The organism is Streptomyces mabaensis, assembly GCF_053763515.1.
In genome coordinates, this window is the sequence record NZ_JBSOPZ010000024.1 from 18,189 (window position 1) to 41,014 (window position 22,826).

Genomic DNA, 22,826 nt, shown 5'->3' on the forward strand with positions numbered 1-22,826 from the left:
TCAGGAGAATGACATGGCTACTGGCACCGTGAAGTGGTTCAACGCGGAAAAGGGCTTCGGCTTCATCGAGCAGGACGGCGGCGGCGCCGACGTCTTCGCCCACTACTCGAACATCGCCACCCAGGGCTTCCGTGAGCTCCAGGAGGGCCAGAAGGTTTCCTTCGACGTCACGCAGGGCCAGAAGGGCCCGCAGGCGGAGAACATCGTCCCGGCCTGATCGCCCGGACGCGTTGCTCCTGGCCGGGGCCCGCACCGTGAAGGTGCGGGCCCCGGCTTGTGCTGTCCCCAGGAAGGCATTTTCTGAATGACTCGCTTCGAACGCCCGGCCCGTCCCGCCGGCAAGCGCCCGTCGAACTCCCGTGGCAAGGCCCCTGCCAAGTCCTCCGGCAAGGGTTCCGCCCGCCGGGTCACCGCCCCGCAGGGTGAATTCACGCTGCCGGAAAGCACCACCCCCGCGCTGCCCGCGGTCCAGGCATTCGACGAGCTGGACATGCCCGCCGCCCTGCTCAAGACGCTCGCCGCCCAGGGCGTCACCGAGCCGTTCCCGATCCAGGCCGCGACCCTGCCGAACTCGATCGCGGGCCGCGACCTCCTCGGCCGCGGCCGTACCGGCTCCGGCAAGACCCTCGCCTTCGGCCTCGCGCTGCTGGCCCGTACGGCCGGCCGGCGCGCAGAACCGCGGGCTCCGCTCGCCCTGGTGCTCGTACCCACCCGTGAGCTGGCCCAGCAGGTCACCGACGCCCTCACCCCGTACGCCACGGCCGTGAACCTGCGGCTGGCCACGGTCGTCGGCGGCATGTCGATCGGCCGCCAGGCCGGCACGCTCCGCCGCGGCGCCGAGGTGCTCGTCGCCACGCCCGGACGTCTCAAGGACCTCATCGAGCGCGGCGACGCCCGGCTCGACCAGGTACGGATCACCGTGCTGGACGAGGCCGACCAGATGGCCGACATGGGCTTCATGCCGCAGGTCACCGCCCTCCTCAAGCAGGTCGCGCAGGGCGGGCAGACGATGCTCTTCTCGGCGACCCTGGACCGGAACATCGACCGTCTCGTGCGGATGTTCCTCACCGACCCCGTGGTGCACTCCGTCGACCCCTCGGCCGGCGCGGTGACCACCATGGAGCACCACCTGCTGTACGTGGCGGACGAGACCGACAAGAAGGCCGTCACCACCCGCATCGCCGCCCGCGACGGCCGCGTGATCATGTTTCTGGACACCAAGCGGTCCGTGGACCGGCTCGTCAAGCGGCTGCTGGCCAGCGGCGTACGGGCGGCCGGGCTGCACGGCGGCCGTTCGCAGCCGCAGCGCAACCGCACCCTGGACCAGTTCAAGAACGGGCACGTCACCGCGCTGGTGGCGACCAACGTGGCGGCCCGCGGTATCCACATCGACGACCTCGACCTCGTCGTCAACGTCGACCCGCCGACCGACCACAAGGACTACCTGCACCGCGGCGGGCGTACCGCCCGGGCCGGTGAGTCCGGCAGCGTCGTCACCCTCGTACTCCCCGAGCAGAAGCGGGAGATGAGCCGGCTGATGCTCGACGCCGGCATCAGCCCGCAGACGGCGGCCCGTATCAAGTCCAGCGACGCGGAGCTCTCCCGGCTCACCGGCGCCCGCGAGCCCTCCGGCGTGGCCGTGACCATCGAGGTCCCGCAGCCCGCCGTACAGCCGCAGCGCCGCTCCGGCGGAGGCGGAGGAGCCGGCGGCAACGGCAGCGCCCACGGCGGCGGCCACGGCAACGGCAGCCGGGCCTCGCGGCCGGGCAGCCGCGGCCGCGGCGGACGAAGCCGCTCCGGACGAGGCGCTCAGGGCGGCGGCGGTGGCGGAGGCCGCCGCGCCGCCGCCTGACCGTCCGGGTCAGCGCACCAGCCGGGCCTGGAGCTTCGCCAGCGTGCGAAGGTCCAGGCCCAGGCCGTTTCTCAGGTAGCCGTACAGGCTGCCGTACTCCCGCTCGACCTCGGCCAGCGCCGCCTCCAGATACTCGGTACGGACCTCCTGGACCGGGATGAGGAGGTCCGGGTTCTGCATCAGACCCGCCTGCTTCAGACCCGCGCGGACCTTCGCGTCGTGCGCGGCGCGGTAGGTGTTGGACGCCAGGTAGTCCCGCTCGGCGGTGGCCGCCGGTACGCCCAGGGCGCGCAGCAGGACGTAACTCGTCCAGCCCGTACGGTCCTTGCCCGACGTGCAGTGGTAGAGCAGCGGGGTCTCGCGGCGGTCCGCGAGATCGCGCAGCGTGGCGCCGAACTGGGCGCGGTTCTCCGGGTTGGTGACGAAGGTGCGGTAGACGCCGCGCATGAACGCGGCCCCCTTGCCGTCGCCGAGTATCTCCTCCTGCTTGACCGGGTCCCTGGAGCCGATCGCGGCCATCAGCTGCCCGTACAGACCGCTGTCGGTCACCGGGCGGGACGTCACCTCCAGCCCGGCGGGCAGCCGGTCGGCGCCGTCGTACTGGAGCTCCAGCGGCACCCGGAAGTCGACGACCTGCTTCAGGCCGAGGCCGGAGAGGGTGACGAGGTCGGCGTCCGTGAGCTCGCTGAGGGCGTCGGCGCGGTAGACCTGCCCGTAGCGGACCGTCCTGCCGCCGTACGTGTGGTAGCCGCCCAGGTCACGGACGTTGACCGCGCCCTGGAGAGGGATCTGGCGGACGCCTTCGGAGCGTGTGGGGCCGCCGGCGGCGACTGCCGGGGCGGCCGCGTGCGGCGCCGTTCTGTGGGCGGTCTCGGCGACCGCCGAGGCGGGAAGACACCCGATGGCGAGGGCGGAGACAACGGCTCCGGTCGCCAGGCGGATTCGGGCACGGCTCATCGGGCAACTCCTGTGCGAGAGGGGATTCACCCTGGTGTAGGCAGGGTGCTGCGCAATGCTGGGGGGTGTCCGGTCGGTCATGCCGGGCTCGCGGGGTTTGGTGCCGCGCCTCGCCGCGTTGTCGTCGGTCGCCGACGCTCCGCGTCGACTCCCTCCTCCGCCTTGCGATCCACGGCACCAAACCCCGCTCCCTGATCCGGCCTGACCGACCGGACACCCCCCACCAGTTCTTCGAGCGCGGTGTGCGCTTCGGCCATGACGCGGGTGATCAGTTCCGCGCAGGAGGGCAGATCCTCGATCAGCCCGGCGACCTGGCCGGATGCCATGACGCCGAGGTCCGTACGGCCCTCGACCATGGACGCCTTGAGGAGCATCGGGGTGTTGGCGGCGAGCAGGACCTGGCTCCAGGTGAGGTCCTTGCCGTGTTTCATCGCGAGGCCGTCCCGGACCATTTGCGCCCAGCTCAGCCCGGAGATCTTCCGGAACCCGGCGGCGCGGCGCACCGCTTGGGCGAGGGCCTTCGTACGGCCCGCCCGCTCCAGGGAGCCGACCAGCTCGGTACGGAGCATCCGGTGCGGCAGACCGTCCACGGCGGTGGTGACCGTGACGTCCTTGACGCTCGCCGCGAGGTACTGGGCCTTCACCGCGTCCGGGACGGTCGAGTCGGAGGTGAGCAGGAAGCGGGTGCCCATGGCGATGCCCGCTGCCCCGTACGCGAGGGCAGCGACCAGGCCGCGGCCGTCGTAGAAGCCCCCCGCCGCGATCACCGGGATGTCGACGGCGTCGACGACCTGGGGGAGGAGGACGGTGGTGGCGACGTCGCCGGTGTGGCCGCCGCCCTCACCGCCCTGCACGATGACCGCGTCGGCACCCCACGCGGCGACCTTCTCGGCGTGGCGGCGGGCGCCGATGGAGGGGATGACGACGACGCCGGCGTCCTTGAGCTCGGCGATGAGCTCCCGGGACGGGGCGAGGGCGAACGAGGCGACCTTCACGCCCTCGTCGATGATGAGCCGTACCCGCTCGCGCGCATCGCCCGCGTCGGCGCGCAGATTGACCCCGAAGGGGGCGTCCGTACGGGACTTAACCTCCCGTACCGCCGACTTCAGCTGGTCCAGGGTCATCGTCGCGGAGGCGAGGATGCCGAGCGCGCCGGCGTTGGCGGTGGCCGAGACGAGCCGGGGGCCGGCGACCCAGCCCATGCCGGTCTGGACGACCGGGTGGCGGACGCCGGTGAGCCTGGTGAGTGCCGTCTCCATCGGAGTGTCCATCGGGGTGTCGATCGGGGTGTCCATCAGGCCGGGACCTCGCGGTCGCGCGCGCCCCGAGGGTCGATCTCCTCGCGGATCAGCCGGAGTTCGTCCGCGGTCGGCTCGCGGGTGTACGGGACGTCGTCCGGGACGGTGAGTGCGAAGCCGGTGGCCTCGCGGACCTCCTCGACGGTGACGCCCGGGTGCAGGGAGGCCAGCCGCATCGAGTGGTCCGGGGTCGCGAAGTCGAAGACGCCGAGGTTGCTGACCACGCGCGGGATGCGGTGGAAGCGGGTCGCGGAGGGACCGGCCGCGGCGGCGCTGTCGTACCCCACACCGCAGACCATGTCGACGCGTCCGACGAAGACCCGGGTGGAGTGCTTCGGGACCCAGTAACTGGTCGGGTTGTTCAGGGTGTTGACGGGAGCACCGCGGACGCCGAGCAGCTGGCGGGCGGGCCGCTGCCAGTCGCCGATGCAGGAGATGTTCTGGTTGCCGAAGCGGTCGATCTGGCTGGCGCCCATCATCACGTGGCGCCTGCCGCCGGTGACCATGGCGAGGTGCCGGCGGTACGGCAGCCAGCCCTCCGTCGCGCCGTCGGGGCCGACGAGGAGCGCCTCGCCGTTGGTCAGGAGCAGATCCGGCGAGAAGGTCAGCCGGGCCAGCCGGGCGCCGATCGACGGGATCGTCCCCATGGGGCTGGCCAGCACCTCGCCGTTGTCGCGCCAGGCCTCGGCGCAGGCGATGACGCAGTGCTCGGCGCGGGTGATGGTCGTGGCGGTCACTTCTGCTCCTCGTGCCAGGCCTGGACGGCGGACTGGTAGGCCTTCTCGTCGCCGGACAGGAAGCGCTCGGCGAACTCCGGCCAGGGGGTGGTGGCGTACATCCGCTGGAAGGCCTCGTCGCGGTCGTAGTCGGGGGCGCAGGAGGTGAAGTGCGCGCCGTTCGGGGTCTCGACGACACCGGTGACCGAGTGCCGGTTGATCAGGAGCGTCTGCGGGGCGGCGTCCTTGGTGAGGCCGGCGGTCTCGACGAGCTGCTCGCAGGAGACGTACGCGGTGTCGGCCGCCTCGCAGAAGAGGTCGTCGAAGTACGGGTCGGGGCCGAGGTACTGGCCGTTGCCGAGCCGGTCGGCCCGGTTCATGTGGACCAGGGCGGCGTCCATGCGCAGGGCGGGTACGGCGACGAACTCCTCGCCGTCCTCGTACGGGGACTTCACCGTACGGAGGGCGGGATTGACGGTCATGACGTCGGAGCCGAGGCCGGCGCGGACCGGGAGGAAGGGCAGCCGGTTCGCGGCGGCGGTCAGGCCCCACATGAACATGGCTTCGTCGATCTCGGTGAGCGCGAAGGCGCCGCTCTGGCGGGCGGCGCGGAAGTGCGGTTCGAGAGGGATCGAGTCGAGGGTGGTGAAGGCCGCGACCAGCTTGCGGATCTTGCCGGCGGCGGCGAGGAGGCCGACGTCGGGGCCGCCGTACGAGACGACGGTGAGATCGGTGATCTCGGAGCGGAGCAGTGCCCGCACCAGAGCCATGGGCTTGCGGCGCGAGCCCCAGCCGCCGATGCCGATCGTCATGCCGCTGCGGAGCCGGGAGACGACCTCGTCCGGTGTCATGGTCTTGTCGCTCACGCCTGCTCCTCCCCGTCGATGCTGCCGAAGGTGTCGCGGACGCGGTCGGCGACTCCGCTGAGGTTGGCCTCGAAGGTGAAGCCCTGCTCGAAGCGGTAGCTGCGGCGCACGTCCACCGGGTCGATCCCGTTGATGGCGGCCTTGGCCAGCCGGATGAGGTAGCCGTCCTTCCGCGCGATCTCGCGCGCCAGCTCCACAGCCGCGTCGAGGAGTTCGTCGCGAGGGACGACCCGCCACACCGAGCCGTGCGCGTGCAGCTCGGCGGCGGTGGCGGTGCGTGAGGTGTAGTACAGCGCGCGCATCAGGTGCTGCGGGACCAGGCGGGCGAGGTGGGTGGCCGCGCCGAGTGCGCCGCGGTCCAGCTCGGGCAGGCCGAAGGTGGCGTCGTCGGAGGCGACGATCGCGTCGGCGTTGCCGGCCAGGCCGATGCCGCCGCCGAGGCAGAAGCCGTGCACGGCGGCGACTACTGGTACCTCGCACTCGTACACCGCGGCGAAGGCTTCGGCGCAGCCGCGGTTGGCGCCGATGAGGGCGTGGTGGCCGGTGTCGCGCTGCATCTCCTTGATGTCGACGCCGGCGTTGAAACCGCGGCCGGCGGCGGCGAGCACGACGCAGCGGGTCTCGGGGTCGCGGCCGGCCGCGCGGAGAGCGTCGGCGAGGTCGTACCAGCCCTGTACCGGGAGGGCGTTGACGGGCGGGAAGTCGACCGTGACGACGGAAATGCCCTTGTCGGGGCTTGAGGTGGAGACACCCATGAGCGGATCAGCTACCTTTCCACCAAACATTTGTTAGGTGTGTTGGACGATGAAGGTAGCAGCGGATCGCGCGCTGCGGGAGGTGTGGGTTGAGCATCACTGTGGATCTGGGCGGCCGGGTCGCGGTCGTCACGGGCGGCACGCGGGGCGTCGGCGCGGGAATCGCACGGGCGTTTCTGCAGGCCGGGGCGGAGGTGGTGGTCTGCGCCCGCAGGCCACCGGACGAGGTCGTCGAGGCGGACGGCCGCAAGGCCGAGTTCGCCCCCGTCGACCTGCGGGACCCCGCCGCGGTCGAGGACTTCTTCGCGGGAGTCGTGGCCCGGCACGGCCGGCTCGACGTCCTGGTCAACAACGCGGGCGGGACGCCCTACCGGATGCTGGGGGAGGGCGGCGCCGCGCGGCACGCGCGGGTGATCGAACTCAACCTGGTGGCGCCGATGACCGCCTCTGTCGCGGCGTACGGGCATCTGAAGCGGACGCGTGGCTCGATCGTGATGATCGGCAGCGTCAGCGGGGCCCGGCCCTCGCCGGGCACGGCGGCGTACGGAGCGGCCAAGGCGGGACTGGAGAACCTCGCCCGCTCGATGGCCGTGGAATGGGCGCCCGAGGTACGGGTGAACACGCTGCTGCTGGGGATGGTGCGGACCGAGCTGTCGCATCTGCACTACGGCGACCAGGCGGGGGTGGACGCCGTCGGGCGTACGGTCCCGGCGGGCCGGCTGGCCGAGCCGTCCGAGATCGGCGACGCGGCCGTCTTCCTGGCCTCGGACCGGGCCGGGTACGTGAGTGGCGCCTCCCTGCTGGTGCACGGGGGCGGGGAACGACCGGCGTTTCTGGACGCCGCGACTGTCAACAAGGGAGCGTGAGAAATGACTGTGCAGGCAGGACTCTGTGCGGGACGGGTTGTGATCGTGACGGGTGCGGGACGCGGGCTGGGACGGGCCCACGCACTCGCCTTCGCGGCGGAGGGGGCGAAGGTCGTCGTCAACGACCTGGGAGTGGGCCTCGACGGGGCGGGTGCGTCGGCGAGCCCGGCGCAGCAGGTGGTGGACGAGATCGTGGCGGGGGGCGGCGAAGCGGTCGCGCACGCCGGCGACATCGCGACGAGCGAGGGCGCGGCGTCGCTGGTGTCCGCCGCCGTCGACACGTTCGGACGGCTGGACACGCTGGTCAACAACGCGGGGTTCCTGCGTGACCGGATGCTCGTGAACCTGGAGGAGGACGACTGGGACGCGGTGATGCGGGTGCACCTCAAGGGGCACTTCCTGCCGCTCAAGTACGCCGCCGCGCACTGGCGGGCGGAGGCGAAGGCGGGGCGTACGCCGGTGGCCCGGGTCGTCAACACCAGTTCGGGCGCGGGCCTGTTGGGAAGCGTCGGGCAGGGCAACTACGCGGCGGCCAAGGCCGGAATCGTCGGACTGACGCTGGTGGCGGCGGCGGAGATGGCGCGATACGGCGTGCAGGTCAACACGATCGCGCCGGCCGCGCGGACCCGGATGACGGAGCAGGCGTTCGCCGAGACGATGGCCGCGCCGGCGGAGGGCGCGTTCGACGCGATGGCGCCGGAGAACGTCTCGCCGCTGGTGGTCTGGCTCGGCTCGGCGGCCAGTGCGGGGGTGACGGGCCGGGTGTTCGAGGCGGAGGCGGGCCGCATCACGGTGATGGAGGGCTGGCGCCCGGGCCCGACAAAGGACAAGGGCGCGCGCTGGACCCCGGCGGAGGCGGGCGAAACAGCAACAAAGCTACTGGCCCAGTCGGAACCGCCACAGCCGGTGTACGGGGCGGGGGGTGCGGGGGCAGGGGGGTGACTGTGCCCGGGGGTGCGGTGTGCGGGAAACCCGGGGCTGCCCGCTTTGTGAGTATGGCGGGCCGGGGCGGACCGTCAAGGGCGCTCCCTGCGGTCGCGTCGCTGCGCGATGGCCTTCGGCCACCCCTGACTGTCCGCCCCGTCCCGCTGCTTGCGCTTTTTTGTCGGGCGGCCCCGGGAGCGGGGCCCCACCTGAGCTGGGACGTTGGCTGCGCTCTCGTCGGTGGCCTCAGCCCGGTAGATGGGGCAAGACCCGCACCAGGTTCGGGGGCTGCGGGCCCCGGCATAGCGGCCGACGGCCGCCTGTTGCACCGGAACAACGCCCAATCCGAGGTGGGACGACACCAAGCGGCCAAGGGGGCCCGCAGGCAGGCCACAAACCCCAGCAAATCGGGCACGATTGAGGCCCTGTGGACCCCGCATGCGGACAGATGTAGTCATACCTCGGCTCCACCGGCCTGACGGCCGCATAGCCGAGGCCAAGCCCCTCCCGGCCTGCCGCACGCGACTATCACCCCCCGGCCTGCGGCCGCTGAGCCGGGGCCGAGCCCCCGCGAGAAGATGGCGCCCGGCCCACCGGCCTGCGGCCGCTTGGCCGTGGCCCGGCTCATCCCGGAGAGACCGCGTCCCGCAACCGCCAACGGCCTGCGGCCGCTTGGCCGGGCCGGGCCCGCCGCGAGTCGACTGCGTGCCACCCACCGCCCGGTGGCCGCTGAGCCGGGGCCGGGCCTGTCCCGGGCCTGCCGCGTGTCTTGTCGCCACCTACCGCCCGGTGGCCGCTGAGCCGGGGCCGGGCCCACTCCGAAGAGACCGCGCCCCGCAACCACCCACCGGCCTGCGGCCGGGGGCCGCCCGGGCCAATCGACGAGTAGTCCCGGGGCCCCGCTCCGGGGGCCGCCCCCTCAACAAGCAGTAGCGGTGGAGGGACGGGAGTCCAGGGTGGCCGTAGGCCATCGCGCAGCGACGCGACGAAGGAGCGCCCTTGACGCCCGGCCCGGAGCCGCCATCATCATCGGTCGGGCGGCCCCCTCCCCGCACTGCTCGCTCCCGGGCACGCATCCCCCCACCCGGATCACCGGCCTGCGGCTGCTGATCCGGGCTCGGGCCGCGTCCCCGCCCGCGTGCCGTCGAGCGGATTGCCTGGGTTTCCCGCTCAGCGGGAAATCGGGCTCCCCCAAGGGCCTCCCGCCCGCCTACCGTCGGCCGGACTTCGACCCCATCGGTCGCCCCCCCCGACGCCACCCGTCGATCCGATCGACGGACACGCCCCCTGGAGGACCACCATGCTCACGGACCGCCGGAGGCAGGAAGCCGCCGCGATGCTGCGTTCCGCCGAGCACGGCCGGACGCCCATCCAGCCACTCACCGAGGTCTTCGCCGGCATCGGCACCGAGGACGCGTACGAGATCCAGCTCATCAACATCGGCCACCGCCTCTCCGCCGGCGCGCTCGTCCACGGCCACAAGGTCGGTCTCTCCTCACCCGTCATGCAGCAGATGATGGGCGTGGACGAGCCCGACTACGGCCACCTCCTCGACGACATGCTGCTGTACGAGGACCAGCCGGTCCCCGTCGCCCGCTACTGCGCACCCCGTATCGAGGTCGAGGTCGGCTTCGTCCTCGGCGCCGACCTGCCGGGGGAGGGCTGCACCGAGGCCGACGTCCTTGCCGCCACCGAACGCGTCGTACCCGCCCTGGAGTTGATCGACAGCCGGATCGCCGACTGGCGGATCGGCATCGCCGACACGATCGCCGACAACGCCTCCTCCGCCGGATACGTCATCGGGGACGGATGCGACCCGCGCGAGCTGGACCTCAATACGATCGACGCGCGGCTCACGAGCGACGACGGCGAGCTGCTCGCCGAAGGCCGCAGTGACGCCGTACTCGGCAACCCCGCCACCTCCGTCGCCTGGCTCGCCCGGACCGTCGCCCGCTTCGGCGTTCCGCTGCGCAAGGGCCACGTCGTACTGCCCGGATCCTGCACCCGCGCCGTGGACGTCGTCGCCAGCCGCTCCTACACCGCCGAGTTCACCGGGCTCGGCTCCGTCTCCCTCTCCTTCCGCTGAGGCACACATGACTACCAGCACTACCAGCACTACCAGTACCACCAGCACGAAGAAGGCGACCGCCGCCATCGTCGGGTCCGGAAACATCGGCACCGACCTCCTCCACAAGCTCCAGCGCTCCGCGCACATCGAGCCCCGCTGGATGATCGGCGTCGACCCCGACAGCGAAGGTCTCGCCCGGGCCCGGAAGCTCGGCGTCGAGGCGTCCCACGAAGGCGTCGACTGGCTGCTCGCCCAGGACGAGCGGCCGGACATCGTCTTCGAGGCGACCTCCGCCTACGTCCACCGGGCCAACGCCCCCCGCTACGCGGAACTCGGCATCAAGGCGGTCGACCTGACGCCGGCCGCCGTCGGCCCCGCCGTCGTCCCGCCCGCGAACCTCACCGCCCACCTGGACCAGCCCAACGTCAACATGATCACCTGCGGCGGCCAGGCGACCATCCCGATGGTGTACGCCGTCTCACGCGTCGTCCCCGTCGCGTACGCCGAGATCGTCGCGTCCGTCGCCTCCGTCTCCGCCGGGCCCGGAACCCGCGCCAACATCGACGAGTTCACCCGCACCACCTCCCGCGGCATCGAGGAGATCGGCGGCGCGGCCCGCGGCAAGGCGATCATCATCCTCAACCCGGCCGAGCCGCCGGTCATCATGCGCGACACCGTCTTCTGCGCGATCCCCGAGGACGCCGACCAGGACGCGATCACCCTCTCCGTCAAGCAGGTCGCGCAGGACGTGGCGACGTACGTCCCCGGCTACCGGCTGCGCGCCGAGCCGCAGTTCGACGACCCCTCCCCGGAGAACGGCGGAATGGCACGCGTCGCGATCTTCCTCGAGGTCGAGGGCGCGGGTGACTACCTGCCTCCGTACGCCGGAAACCTCGACATCATGACCGCCGCCGCCACCAAGGTCGGCGAAGAGTTCGCCAAGGCAGCCAAGGAGATGCGCGCGTGAAGCCGTACCCGGACACCAAGCCGTACTCGGACACCCTCGACATCCGCGTCACCGACTCCTCCCTGCGCGACGGCTCGCACGCCAAGCGCCACCAGTTCACCGGCGAGGACGTACGGAACGTCGTCGGCGCGCTCGACCATGCCGGCGTGCCCGTCATCGAGGTCACCCACGGGGACGGCCTCGGCGGGTCCTCCTTCAACTACGGCTTCTCGAAGACGCCCGAGCAGGACCTCATCAAGATCGCGGTGGAGACGGCCCGGCACGCCAAGATCGCCTTCCTGATGCTCCCCGGACTCGGCGTGAAGGACGACATCCGGGCCGCGCACGCCGGCGGCGCCGGTATCTGCCGCATCGCCACGCACTGCACCGAGGCCGACATCTCCGTCCAGCACTTCGGCCTGGCCCGCGACATGGGCCTGGAGACCGTCGGCTTCCTGATGATGGCCCACTCCACCACCCCCGAGCGGCTCGCGGCGCAGGCCCGCATCATGGCCGACGCCGGCTGCCAGTGCGTGTACGTCGTCGACTCGGCCGGCGCGATGGTCATGGACGACGTCACCGACCGCGTAGCCGCCCTCGTCGCCGAGCTGGGCGCGGACGCCCAGGTCGGCTTCCACGGGCACGAGAACCTCGGCCTGGGCGTGGGCAATTCGATCGCCGCGATCCGGGCCGGCGCCCAGCAGATCGACGGCTCCACCCGCCGCCTCGGCGCCGGCGCCGGCAACACACCGGTCGAGGCGCTCGCCGCGGTCTGCCGGAAGATGGGCATCCGTACCGGCATCGACGTACTGAAGATCATCGACGCGGCCGAGGACGTCGTCCGGCCCGTCATGGACGACGAATGCCTGCTCGACCGGCTCGCTCTGATGATGGGCCACGCCGGCGTCTACTCCAGCTTCCTCAAGCACGCCTACCGGCAGGCGGAGCGCTACGGCGTATCCGGCGCCGAAATCCTGCTCCGCGCGGGCGAACGCCGCCTCGTCGGCGGCCAGGAGGACCAGCTCATCGACATCGCCGTCGAACTCGCGGCCCAGAAGTAGCCCAGCCACAGAAGTAGCCCGGACAGACGGAACAGACGGAACAGACGGAACAGACGGAACAGAAGGAAGAGAAGGAGAGCACGATGACCGCACTCAACGAAGAGCCCCGCGTCATCGAGGCAGCCGCCCCGCCCACCCGGTTCGCCCGGGGCTGGCACTGTCTCGGCCTCGCCGACAGCTTCAAGGACGGAAAGCCGCACGAGATCGAGGCCTTCGGCACCAAGCTGGTGGTCTTCCAGGGCGAGGACGACGGCGCCCTGCACGTCCTCAACGCCTACTGCCCGCACATGGGCGGGAACCTCGCCCACGGCACCGTCAAGGGCGACGCGATCGCCTGCCCCTTCCACGACTGGCGCTGGGCGGGCAACGGTCGCTGCGCGGACATCCCGTACGCGCGCCGGGTGCCGCCGCGGGCCAAGACCCGCTCCTGGATCACCCTGGAGCGCAACCGGCAGCTGTTCGTCTGGAACGACCCCGAGGGCAATCCCCCGCCGCCTGAAGTCACGATCCCCGAGATCGAGGGCCTGGACCGCGGCGAGTGGTCCGAGTGGTCCTGGAACACCGCTCGTGTCGACGGCTCCAACTGCCGGGAGATCATCGACAACGTGGTGGACATGGCGCACTTCTACTACGTCCACTACGCCTTCCCGACCTACTTCAAGAACGTCTTCGAGGGTCACGTCGCCACCCAGTACCTGGAGTCCACCCCGCGCCGCGACATGGACCTCGGCAACCTCAGCAGCGACCTGCGGTCCGACGCCTCCTACTACGGCCCCTCCTACATGATCGACCGGGTGTGGTCCGACATCGGCGGCGGAGTCGAGATGGAGAGCATCCTCATCAACTGCCACTATCCGGTGGACGCCAACAGCTTCGTTCTGCTGTACGGGACGATCATCAGGAAGCTGCCGGGCATGACCGACGAACAGGCTGACGAAGCCGCCCGCCTCTTCACCTCGGGCCTGGCCGTCGGCTTCGAGCAGGACATCGAGATCTGGCGGAACAAGACCAGGATCGACAACCCGCTGCTCACGGAGGAGGACGGGCCCGTCTACCAACTGCGGCGCTGGTACGAGCAGTTCTACGTGGACGTCGCCGACGTCAAGGACGAGATGGTGCAGCGCTTCGAGTTCGAGATCGACACCGAGCGGGCCAACGCCGCCTGGCGTGCCGAGGTCGCGCAGAACCTGGCCCGCCCCGCGGCGGCGCCGGAGACCGGAGCCTGACATGCAGCCCGTGGAGTGCACGACCTGCGGCAACCAGGTGCTGTGCGAGAAGTTCAGCCCCGCCCACACCCAGGTGCAGTGGACGGACGACGCCGCGGCCGTCTGTCCGCAGATCGGCCGGCGGGTGGCGGCGGGGGAGCTGAGCGCACGCGTGCGCTCCTGCGACGCGCTGCGTACGAGCATCGCCGAGGCGGTCGAGACCGGCCTGCTGGAGGTGGCTGATGCCTGACGAGAAGCTGATGCCTGACGTGAAGCAGAAGCCTGACGTGAAGCCGAAGCCTGACGAGAACCCGGGACCCGGCACCCCCAGGACGGCCGGCCCGCACACCGTGCGCGTCACCGAGGTGATCAGGGAGACCGCCGACGCCGTCTCGCTCGTCCTCGACGCGCGCCTTCCGTACCGGCCGGGCCAGTTCCTCACCCTGCGGGTGCCGGGCGGCGCGGCCCGCTGCTACTCCCTCTCCAGTTCCCCGCACACCGGGGAGCCCATGAAGGTCACGGTCAAGAGGGTGGCCGGCGGACTCGGCTCCGGCTGGGTCTGCGACGAGGTGTCGGCCGGCGACGAGCTGGAGGTGCTCGCGCCGGCCGGTACCTTCACACCGGACGACCTCGGACAGGACCTGCTGCTCGTCGCGGGCGGCAGCGGCATCACCCCGGTGATGTCGATCGCCAAGTCGGCCCTGGCGACGGGGCAGGGCCGGGTGGCGCTGCTGTACGCGAACCGCGACCAGAGCGCGGTCATCTTCCGCGACGAGCTGTGGGGCCTGGCCGAGGAGTACCCGGACCGGTTCACGGTGGTCCACTGGCTGGAGATCCTCCAGGGGCTGCCGACCACGGAACTCCTCACCTCGGCGCTCGCGCCGCACGCCGGCATGGAGGCGTACCTCTGCGGTCCGGCACCGCTGATGGACAGCGCGGAACGGGCGCTGCGGGCGCTCGGGACCGACGGCCGGCGGATCCACCGGGAGCGGTTCTTCTCGCTCGGCGACGACGTGTTCACCAAGCGGCCGACGGCGACGGCGGCGGCGGCGGTGGCGGGGGCGCCGGCGGACGGTTCCTGCACGGCCGAGGTCGAACTGGACGGCGAGACACACCAGGTCAGCTGGGGAGCGGACACCCCGCTGCTGGACGCCATGCTCGCTGCCGGGCTCGATGCCCCGTACTCCTGCCGCGAGGGCGCGTGCAGCGCCTGCTGCTGCCGGGTGGTGTCGGGCGAGGTGAAGATGGTCCGCAACGAGGTCCTGGACCAGGAGGATCTCGACGACGGGTACGTCCTGGCCTGCCAGGCCGTACCGCTGAGCGAGCGCGTGGAGATCACCTACTCCCTGAGGTGATCCAGGCTCGCTCCTCAAAGCGTGGGCCCGGCCCCCGGCGGGGAGGTCTGGCGCCGGGCCCACATCCATGGGGCTGCGTCCCTGCGGCCGCAACCGCGCCGACGCCCGCATTTATGCCGGCGCCCGCGCCCGCGCGGTCACATCCACTCGCTGAACCGCAGCCAGCCCATCATGTTGTCCATCGCCTGCGCCGAGACGCCCGGCTCCAGGCTGGGCGGGGGCGTCGAGCGGCCGGCCCGCCCCGGTCCGTACAGCTCCCGCCAGATCGCCCGGGTGGAGGCGAGTACGGCCGGAGCGAGTCGCTCCAGTTCGCGGTGGGCGCCCTTGCAGGAGACCGAGACCGCCGCGACCGCCCGGCCCGCGCCCCGTAGCGGCGCCGCCACGCAGGCCACGCCCCGGAAGCTCTCCTCGCGGTCGAAGGCCACCCCGCGGTCGCGGGTCGCGGCCAGGTCGGAGCGGAACGCGACGGGGTGGATCAGCGTGCGCGGCGTACGCGGGCGAAGGCCGTACGCGAGGACGTGCTCCACGGCGGCCGGGTCGCTGAAGGCGAGGATCGCCTTGCCTGCCGCCGTGCAGTACGCGGGGACACGGCCGCCCACCCGGGACGGGACCGAGGTGTCCTCCGAGCCGCCGATGCGCTCCAGGTAGACCACCTCCGCGCCGTCCAGGACCGAGAGGTGGACCAGGTGGCCGGTGGTCTCGTGCAGCGAGTGGAGCAGCGGGAGCGCGGCGCGGCGCAGCCGGTTGTGATGCGAGGCGAGCGCGCCCAGCTCCAGGATCCGCATGCCCATCCGGTAGTCCCGGCCCTCGCGGTCCAGCCAGCGCAGCTGCACCAGCTGGTCGAGGATCCGGTGGGCGGAGGAGCGCGGGATGCCGGAGCGCCGGACGACCTCGGTGAGGGAGAGCCGGGGCTCCGTCCCGTCGAAGGCGCCCAGCACCTTGGCGGCCTTCTCCAGCAGCGACAGCGGTGCGAGCTCGGTCGCGGTGACCTGTTCAGGCACAGGAAACCCCCAGGTGACAGCGCGGCGCCACGACTGTGCGGGGCGCGGGTGAGGCGTTGGGGTGACCTTGTCACGGCACCCCTGGCAGGGGGAAGACACGGAACCAGGTATTTCGTTCCGTAATACTTCACCGGGTTCCCGCTGAGCGGGAAACCGGTATTTCGCTCCGGAACACCTCGTCGTACCTTCCTGGCACTCGAACCCGAGCCCAACCCACCCGATGATCCGAGAGGGGACACGCATGAGCGACGAAGAGGTCCTCGAGGCGGTCCGCGCCCTCGCCCCGGTGCTGCGCGAGCGCGCCGCCGAGGCCGAAAGCCTGCGCAAGGTGCCCGACACCTCGATCAAGGAGCTTGAGGAGACCGGCTTCTTCCGGCTCCTCCAGCCGAGGGCGTACGGCGGCTACGCCGCCCATCCGGCCCTCTTCTACGCCGCGGTCAAGGAGATCGCCAAGGCCTGCGGCTCGACCGGCTGGGTCGCCTCGGTCGTCGGCGTCCATCCCTGGCACGTCGCGCTGTACGACCCGCGGGCGCAGGAGGAGGTCTGGGGCGAGGACCGCACGGCCCGGATCTGCTCCTCGTACGCCCCGACCGGCAAGGTCACCCAGGCCGACGGGGGATTCCGGGTCAGCGGTCGCTGGCACTTCTCCTCCGGCTGCGACCACACCGACTGGGCGCTGCTCGGCGGGCTGGTCACCGACGCCGAGGGCCGGCCCGTCGACATGCGGACGTTCCTGGTGCCGCGCGCCGAGTACCGCATCGACGACGTGTGGGACACCGTGGGGCTGCGTGGCAGCGGCTCCAACGACATCGTCCTGGACGACGTCTTCGTGCCCGAGCACCGGGCGCTGAGCTTCGGTCCGGTCACCGCTCTGCAGAGCCCCGGCCAGGAGGTCAACCGCGAGCCGCTCTACCGGCTGCCGTATGCCTCGGTGTTCACCACGACCATCTCGACGCCGATCGTCGGCATCGCCGAGGGCGCGTACGAGGGTTATGTCGCCGCCACCCGGGAGCGGTTCCGTATCTCGTACGGGCAGCAGGTCGCCGAGGACCCGTTCGCGCAGGTGCGCATCGCCCGGGCGGCGAGTGACATCGACGCGTCCTGGCTGCAGCTGCGGCGCAACATCGATGAGCTGTACGCGCTGGCCGAGCGCGGCGAGGAGCTGCCGATGGCACTGCGTGCCCGCGCCCGCCGCGACCAGGTGCTGGCCACCGAGCGCTCGGTCGCCGCCGTCGACCTGCTGATGGAGAACGCCGGCGGCAGCGCCATGCGCACCGGCCCGAACCCGGTCCAGCGGGCCTGGCGTGACGTCCACACCGGGCGCGGGCACGCCGCCAACGACCCCGAGCGGGCGCTGGTGCTGTTCGGTCAGGGCGCACTGGGCCTCGACATCCAGGACACGATGCTGTGATCACGTACGACAGCACCTCAAGGACGGTGAAGGCCGGCGGCCTCACCCTGCACTACCACGAGGCCGGTCCCGCATCCGCGGACGCGCCGGTGGTGATCATGCTGCACGGCGGCGGCCCGGGCGCCTCCGGCTGGTCCAACTTCGGCCGCAACCTGCCCGTGTTCGCCGAGCGGTTCCGCACCCTGCTCGTCGACCAGCCCTGCTACGGCCGCTCCGACAAGCCCGAACTCGACCGGGACTTCTTCTCCTTCAGCGCGAACGCCGTCGCCGCCCTGATGGACGAACTGGCCATCGACAAGGCGCACTTCATCGGCAACTCCCTCGGCGGCGGCACGTCCGTCCGGATGGCGCTGAACCACCCCGGCAAGGTGGACCGGCTGCTGCTGATGGGACCCGGCGGCATCTCGGTCAACCTCTTCGCACCCGACCCGACCGAAGGCATCAAGCGGCTCTTCGAGTTCAGCGCGGCCCCCGAGCCGACCCGCGAGCAGATGCGCACCTTCCTGACCACCCTCGCCTACGACCCGGCGATCGTCACCGACGCACTGGTCGAGGAGCGGTACGCCCAGGCCATCGACCCGGAGGCCAAGCTCGGCAATGCCCGGATGGCGGCCTCCTTCGCCAACCCGGCCTGGGCCGAGGACACCATGCTCTGGCGCGAGGCCCACCGGATCAGCCATCCGGTGCTGCTCACCTGGGGCCGGGAGGACCGGGTCAACCCGCTGGACGGCGCGCTGGTCGCCCTGAAGGCGATTCCCGATGCCCGGCTGCATGTCTTCCCGCACTGCGGCCACTGGGCGCAGACCGAGCGGTTCGACGAGTTCAACCGCCTCGCCACCGACTTCTTCGCGAACTGAGAGGGCCTGAACCACCATGGACATCCGCGCACTTGGCTACCTCCGTATCGAGACCACCAAGCTGGAGGAGTGGCGCACCTACACCCTGGACATCCTCGGCATGGTCCAGGCGCAGGGTTCGGACGAGCGCCGGCTCAACGTCCGTATCGACGACCGCGCGCACCGTTTCCAGTTCGTCGCCGGAGAGCAGGACCGCCTGCTCGCGGCCGGCTTCGAGGTGGCGAACGCCGCCGCGCTCGCCGATACCGCCGCCGAGCTGGAAGCGGCCGGCATCGTCGTCAAGCCGGGCGATGCGGCCACTCTCGCCGAGCGGCGCGTCCAGGGTCTGATCCACTTCGAGGACCCCAGTGGCAACCCGCTGGAGGTCTTCTGGGGCCAGGCTCAGGACCACACCCCGCTCGGCACCCCGTACGGCAACCGTTTCGTCACCGGCGACCTGGGGCTGGGCCATGTGGTGCTGCCCGCGCCCGACACCGCCGAGACCCTCGCCTTCTACGAGAACCTGCTCGGCTTCCAGCTGCGTGACTCGATGAGGCTGCCTCCGGTGGCCGTGCCCACCGGCGCCCCGGGCCAGGACTTCTACTGGATGCACTTCCTCAGCCCCAACGGCCGTCACCACAGCCTGGGTCTGTACCCGGGCGCGCTGCCGCCCGGCATCGTGCACTTCATGGTCGAGCTGGAGACCCTGGACGACGTCGGGTTCTGTCTGGACCGGATGAACACCGCGGGCATCCCGATCGCCTCCACCCTCGGCCGGCACTCCAACGACCACATGGTGTCCTTCTACGCGCAGGCGCCCGGCGGCTTCCAGGTCGAGTACGGCTGGGACGGGCTGGTCGTCGACCCCGCCACCTGGGTCGCCAAGGAGATCACCGCGGACAGCTTCTGGGGCCACCAGTGGAACGGCTGACCGGCCCCGTCCAGAGCCCCGTCGAGGCCGCCGCCTTCCGCGACGTCCTCGGACGCTTCGCCAGCGGCATCACCATCGTGGCCGCCACCGACCCCGACGGCGCCCCCGTCGGCCTCGCCTGCCAGTCCTTCGCCTCCCTCTCCCTCAACCCCCCACTGGTGCTCCTCAGCATCGGCAAGTCGTCCACGAGCTGGCCGAAGATCCAGCACGCCGGGCGGTTCGGCGTGAGCGTCCTCGCCGCGGACCAGCGGGACGTCTGCGCGGCCCTCGGCCGGCGCGGCGAGGACAAGTTCGCCGGCGTCGACTGGGAGCTGAGCGAGCACGGCGCGGTACGGATCACCGGCGCCCTCGCCACCATCGACTGCGCCCTGGACACCGTCCACGAGGCGGGCGACCACTATCTCGTCACCGCCCGCGTGCTCGCCCTCGACGCCCGCGAGGACGGCACACCCCTGCTCTACTTCCGCAGCGACTACGCCACCGGGGAGTTCGGATGACCGAGCGGCACTGGGACCACACGTACGACGTCGTGGTGGTCGGCTCCGGCGCGGCCGGCCTGGCCGCCGCGATCACCGCCCGACTGCGCGGCCTGACGGTGCTGGTCGTCGAGAAGACCGACAAGTACGGCGGCTCGACGGCCCTTTCGGGCGGCGCGATCTGGGTGCCGGGCAACTTCCACCTCGACGAGGCGGCGCTCGGAGACACCCCGGAGAAGGCCCGCGCCTATCTCGACGCGACCGTCGGCGACCGGGTGCCGGACGCGCGCAAGGAGGCGTACCTCCGCCACGGCCCACGCATGGTGCGGGAGTTCCACGACCGCACCGAGGTCTGCTTCATGTACACCCCCGGCTACTCCGACTACTACCCGGAGCGGCTCGGCGGCATGGCGCGGGGCCGGTCGATCGAGCCGAGGATCGTCGACTTCAAACGGCTCGGTTCGCTGCGGCACTCCATGCGCCGGGCCGGACTGCCCACGTACGGGCTGACGATCACCTCGTACGACTTCCGCTTCCTGAACATGGTCAGCCGTACCTGGGCCGGCAAGCGGGTCTCGATGCGCGTCGGACTGCGGGCGGTGAAGGCCCTGGTCACCGGGCGGAGGCTGCTCTCGCTCGGCGAGGCGCTGATCGCGCGTATGCGGCTGTCGCTGGAGCAGCTGGGCGGTGAGCTGTGGCTGTCCGCGCCGCTGACCGGGCTGGTCGAGGAGGACGGACGGGTCACGGGCATACGGACCACGCGGGGCGGCAAGGAGCTGACCGTACGCGCCGAGGGCGGCGTCGTCCTCGCCTCGGGCGGCTTCTCGCACGATCAGGGGCTGCGCGAGAAGTACCTGCCGGCGCCCACCTCCACCGAGTGGTCCCATGCCTCGGAGGGGCAGACCGGCGATGCGCTGGTGCTGGGCGAGGAGCTGGGCGCCGCGACCGACCTGCTCGACAAGGTGTGGGGCGCGCCGTCCGTGTGCCCGCCGGGGCAGAAGCCGTTCTTCCTGGTCGCGGACCGTGGCATCCCCGGCATGGTGATCGTGAACGAGGCGGGGGAGCGGTACGCCAACGAGGCCGCGCCGTACCACGAGCTCGTGGACCGGATGTACGCCAACGACCGGCCGGAGGCGACCACCGTCCCCTCCTGGCTGATTCTCGACGCCCGCTCCAAGGCCCGCTACATCTTCGCGGGTCTCTTCCCCGGGCAGGCCTTCCCCAAGGCGTGGCTGGACAGCGGCTTCGTGAAGCAGGCGCAGACGGTCGAGGAGCTGGCGGCCGCCATCGGCGCGCCCCGGCTGCCGGCGTCGGTACGGCGGTTCAACGGGTTCGCGGTCGCCGGCCGGGACGCGGACTTCCACCGCGGGGAGAGCGTCTACGACCGGTACTACGGCGATCCGACGCTGCCGAACCCGAACCTCGCGCCGCTCGACCAGGGCCCGTACTACGCCGTCCCGGTCCATCCCGGCGACATCGGCACCAAGGGCGGCCTGGTCACGGACGCGGACGCGCGGGTGCTGCGCGAGGACGGCACAGTCATCGCCGGTCTGTACGCGTCGGGGAACTGCTCGGCCGCGGTGATGGGCGAGACGTATCCGGGGCCGGGCGCGACGATCGGTCCGGCGATGGCGTTCAGCTGGGCAGCGGTCAACGACATCGCGGGCGTCGGCGGCGGCCCGGATGCCGGCGTCGGCGCGGGCGTCAGTGACGCGGGTGTCAGCGGCGGCGCAAGCGTCAGCGGCGGCGCGGGGCCGTCCGCTCCAGTCGCATCCTGAGGTCGCCGTCCACGACGTACTCCATGGCCTGCACGGCCGTGGAGTACGCGTAACCGTCCGGATCCTCGTCCGCGAGGATCCGGATCAACGCATCGGTGGCACGCGGATCCTGACGCATCGCCAGCCCGCGTGCCGCCTCCGCCACCGCGTCCGTGTCGTCGTCGTCCAGCCGGGCCGCCAGCGCCTCCCGGATCGCCGGAGCGTCGGCCTCCACACCCGCCAGCGCCATCGTGGCCCAGTCCCGCACCCGGTCGTCGGTGTCGCGGCTCAACGTGACCAGCACCCCGATCGCCTCGGCGTGATCACCCGGCACGATCCCGCCCAGCGCGAGCGCCACCCGGTACCGCACCTCCCGGTCCGGATGCCCGGCGTGGCGCAGGATTTCCGGCAGCGCCGCCGCATCACCGTGGTGCCCCAGCGCCAGTACCGCGGACTGGATCAGCTCCGGCTCCACCGCTTCCCGGGCCAGCTCCCGCAGGACGGGCAGCGAACGCGCCGCGAAGGGCTTCTCCTCGCTGTGGAAGCCGAGCTGCCCCAGCACATCCGCGGCGAACGCCTGCCGCAGCGGTTCGCCGCTCGCGCACCACGCGGAAGCGGCCTGGAAGGTCTCCTCGTCGCCGCGCCGGTGCAGGACGTACATCGGCTCGAACCAGTCGTCGTTCGACGGGTCCCCGCACCGCAACGCCCGCTCGGCCAGCTCCGCGAACGGCGTCTGCATCCCCAGTTCCGCCTCCAGGATGGTGGCGATGGCGGCATGCCCGGTCTGCTGCTCGTCGCCGGCCCGCGGCGCGCCGTCGCCCAGCAGCTCGACGATGACGGTCACCCCGCCGTGCTCCTCGACCCGGCGCGTCACCGTCTCGAACTCGCCCTCGTACGCGCTCGTCAGCCTGCGCCGCAGTTCCTCCGCCACGTCCAGGCCGAGCCACCGCCGGGCCTCGCCGAGCGCCTCGTTCTTGGCCGCCGCGCCGTGTTCCAGCAGCGCCCGTACGGTGCCGGCGGAACCGCGCCGCGCCGCGAGCACCAGCGGCGGCTCGCCGTGCGGGCCCGCCAGGTCGGGGCTCGCCCCGTGCGCGAGCAGCGCCTCCACCGCGGCGGTGTGTCCCTGCTGCACGGCCCACGTCATCGCGGTGTACCCGAACTCCTCACGCCGGTCCGGCTGCGCGCCGGCGGCCAGCAGCGCCCGGACGACCTCGGCATGCCCCCCGCACGCGGCGCCGCACAGCGGCAGGTCCACGGAGTCCGCGCCGCTGGGCCGGTCCGGGTCGGCGCCGGCGGCGAGCAGCAGCCGGGTGATACCCGGCCGGTCCTGGACCGCGGCCAGGTAGAGCGCGGTCTGTCCGTCCTCGTCGGTCGCCTCGGCGGGGATGCCCGCGCGAAGCAGCCGTACCACCGTGTCGTCCTCGCCACTGATCACGGCCTCGAAGAGATCCCCGTGGCCCGCTGCCGGCTCTGTGTCCATACACCGACCATCGCGCGGGCGGTGCCCTCCCGCAAAGTCATTTCGGACAGGTCCCGGACAGGTCC

The 22,826-nt window shown here is 71.8% G+C and carries 22 protein-coding genes; 15 read left to right on the plus strand and 7 right to left on the minus strand.

The genetic code is table 11. The annotated features are described in order from the left end of the window. Positions 1-13 precede the first annotated feature (13 nt). Positions 14-217, plus strand: a complete 204-nt coding sequence (locus ACWV17_RS21540; protein ID WP_037915390.1) for a cold-shock protein — start codon at positions 14-16, stop codon at positions 215-217. Positions 218-304: 87 nt separating this feature from the next. Next, positions 305-1,852 (plus strand): DEAD/DEAH box helicase, encoded by a 1,548-nt coding sequence (locus tag ACWV17_RS21545; protein WP_455354337.1) that lies wholly within the window; start codon positions 305-307, stop codon positions 1,850-1,852. 9 nt (positions 1,853-1,861) lie between these two features. On the opposite strand, the gene ACWV17_RS21550 is transcribed toward ACWV17_RS21545, so the two are convergent. From ACWV17_RS21550 to ACWV17_RS21570, 5 genes are all read right to left on the minus strand, one after another. Next, the gene (locus ACWV17_RS21550) at positions 1,862-2,809 is read right to left on the minus strand and encodes a tyrosine-protein phosphatase (protein ID WP_455361031.1); all 948 of its coding nucleotides are present in this window, start codon (positions 2,807-2,809) and stop codon (positions 1,862-1,864) included. 77 nt (positions 2,810-2,886) lie between these two features. Then, the gene (locus tag ACWV17_RS21555) at positions 2,887-4,104 is read right to left on the minus strand and encodes an NAD(P)H-dependent flavin oxidoreductase (RefSeq protein WP_455361032.1); all 1,218 of its coding nucleotides are present in this window, start codon (positions 4,102-4,104) and stop codon (positions 2,887-2,889) included. Further along, positions 4,104-4,844: a CoA-transferase subunit beta gene (locus tag ACWV17_RS21560; protein ID WP_455361033.1), complete on the minus strand. Its 741-nt coding sequence runs from the start codon at positions 4,842-4,844 to the stop codon at positions 4,104-4,106. The genes ACWV17_RS21555 and ACWV17_RS21560 overlap by 1 nt, the downstream gene beginning before the upstream one ends. Then, positions 4,841-5,689, minus strand: coding sequence for a CoA transferase subunit A (locus ACWV17_RS21565; protein WP_455361034.1), 849 nt, complete (start codon positions 5,687-5,689; stop codon positions 4,841-4,843). Before ACWV17_RS21565 ends, ACWV17_RS21560 begins: the two co-directional genes overlap by 4 nt. Next, positions 5,686-6,444, minus strand: coding sequence for an enoyl-CoA hydratase family protein (locus ACWV17_RS21570; protein WP_455361035.1), 759 nt, complete (start codon positions 6,442-6,444; stop codon positions 5,686-5,688). The genes ACWV17_RS21565 and ACWV17_RS21570 overlap by 4 nt, the downstream gene beginning before the upstream one ends. Positions 6,445-6,533: 89 nt before the next feature. Here ACWV17_RS21570 and ACWV17_RS21575 point away from each other — a divergent pair, with 89 nt between their 5' ends. The 8 genes from ACWV17_RS21575 to ACWV17_RS21610 all read left to right on the plus strand — a co-directional run bounded on the left by ACWV17_RS21575 (position 6,534) and on the right by ACWV17_RS21610 (position 14,869). Then, positions 6,534-7,310, plus strand: a complete 777-nt coding sequence (locus tag ACWV17_RS21575) for an SDR family oxidoreductase (RefSeq protein ID WP_455361036.1) — start codon at positions 6,534-6,536, stop codon at positions 7,308-7,310. 3 nt (positions 7,311-7,313) lie between these two features. Further along, positions 7,314-8,252 carry an SDR family oxidoreductase gene (locus tag ACWV17_RS21580; protein WP_455361037.1) on the plus strand — a complete coding sequence of 313 codons (939 nt, stop codon included), beginning with the start codon at positions 7,314-7,316 and terminating at the stop codon, positions 8,250-8,252. 1,282 nt (positions 8,253-9,534) lie between these two features. Further along, a complete protein-coding gene (locus ACWV17_RS21585) occupies positions 9,535-10,320 on the plus strand; it encodes a 2-keto-4-pentenoate hydratase (RefSeq protein WP_455361038.1) in 786 nt (261 codons plus the stop codon). A 7-nt stretch (positions 10,321-10,327) separates the two neighbouring features. Next, complete coding sequence (locus tag ACWV17_RS21590; RefSeq protein WP_455361039.1) at positions 10,328-11,269, plus strand: acetaldehyde dehydrogenase (acetylating); 942 nt, start codon at positions 10,328-10,330, stop codon at positions 11,267-11,269. Next, on the plus strand, positions 11,266-12,309 hold the full coding sequence (dmpG, locus tag ACWV17_RS21595; RefSeq protein ID WP_455361040.1) for a 4-hydroxy-2-oxovalerate aldolase: 1,044 nt from the start codon (positions 11,266-11,268) through the stop codon (positions 12,307-12,309). The genes ACWV17_RS21590 and dmpG overlap by 4 nt, the downstream gene beginning before the upstream one ends. 83 nt (positions 12,310-12,392) lie before the next feature. Then, the gene (locus ACWV17_RS21600; protein WP_455361041.1) at positions 12,393-13,535 is read left to right on the plus strand and encodes a Rieske 2Fe-2S domain-containing protein; all 1,143 of its coding nucleotides are present in this window, start codon (positions 12,393-12,395) and stop codon (positions 13,533-13,535) included. Between the two features lies 1 nt (position 13,536). After that, complete coding sequence (locus tag ACWV17_RS21605) at positions 13,537-13,764, plus strand: hypothetical protein (RefSeq protein WP_455354325.1); 228 nt, start codon at positions 13,537-13,539, stop codon at positions 13,762-13,764. Next, positions 13,757-14,869, plus strand: coding sequence for a 2Fe-2S iron-sulfur cluster-binding protein (locus ACWV17_RS21610; RefSeq protein ID WP_455361042.1), 1,113 nt, complete (start codon positions 13,757-13,759; stop codon positions 14,867-14,869). Before ACWV17_RS21605 ends, ACWV17_RS21610 begins: the two co-directional genes overlap by 8 nt. 137 nt (positions 14,870-15,006) lie before the next feature. Here ACWV17_RS21610 and ACWV17_RS21615 read toward each other — a convergent pair whose 3' ends face one another. Then, positions 15,007-15,870 (minus strand): IclR family transcriptional regulator, encoded by an 864-nt coding sequence (locus ACWV17_RS21615; protein ID WP_455354322.1) that lies wholly within the window; start codon positions 15,868-15,870, stop codon positions 15,007-15,009. Positions 15,871-16,111: 241 nt separating this feature from the next. On the opposite strand from ACWV17_RS21615, the gene hsaA reads away from it, so the two are divergent. The 5 genes from hsaA to ACWV17_RS21640 are packed head-to-tail and all read left to right on the plus strand — an operon-like array spanning position 16,112 to position 21,302. Further along, positions 16,112-17,281, plus strand: coding sequence for a 3-hydroxy-9,10-secoandrosta-1,3,5(10)-triene-9,17-dione monooxygenase oxygenase subunit (hsaA, locus tag ACWV17_RS21620; RefSeq protein ID WP_455361043.1), 1,170 nt, complete (start codon positions 16,112-16,114; stop codon positions 17,279-17,281). Next, positions 17,278-18,138, plus strand: a complete 861-nt coding sequence (gene hsaD, locus ACWV17_RS21625; protein WP_455361044.1) for a 4,5:9,10-diseco-3-hydroxy-5,9,17-trioxoandrosta-1(10),2-diene-4-oate hydrolase — start codon at positions 17,278-17,280, stop codon at positions 18,136-18,138. Before hsaA ends, hsaD begins: the two co-directional genes overlap by 4 nt. A gap of 16 nt (positions 18,139-18,154) precedes the next feature. Beyond that, positions 18,155-19,048 (plus strand): VOC family protein, encoded by an 894-nt coding sequence (locus ACWV17_RS21630; protein ID WP_455361045.1) that lies wholly within the window; start codon positions 18,155-18,157, stop codon positions 19,046-19,048. After that, positions 19,036-19,545, plus strand: coding sequence for a flavin reductase family protein (locus ACWV17_RS21635; RefSeq protein ID WP_455361046.1), 510 nt, complete (start codon positions 19,036-19,038; stop codon positions 19,543-19,545). The genes ACWV17_RS21630 and ACWV17_RS21635 overlap by 13 nt, the downstream gene beginning before the upstream one ends. Beyond that, a complete protein-coding gene (locus ACWV17_RS21640) occupies positions 19,542-21,302 on the plus strand; it encodes an FAD-dependent oxidoreductase (RefSeq protein WP_455361047.1) in 1,761 nt (586 codons plus the stop codon). The genes ACWV17_RS21635 and ACWV17_RS21640 overlap by 4 nt, the downstream gene beginning before the upstream one ends. Here ACWV17_RS21640 and ACWV17_RS21645 read toward each other — a convergent pair. Beyond that, positions 21,262-22,761 carry an ankyrin repeat domain-containing protein gene (locus tag ACWV17_RS21645; RefSeq protein WP_455361048.1) on the minus strand — a complete coding sequence of 500 codons (1,500 nt, stop codon included), beginning with the start codon at positions 22,759-22,761 and terminating at the stop codon, positions 21,262-21,264. The two genes, ACWV17_RS21640 and ACWV17_RS21645, sit on opposite strands and share 41 nt — an antisense overlap. Positions 22,762-22,826 lie beyond the last annotated feature (65 nt).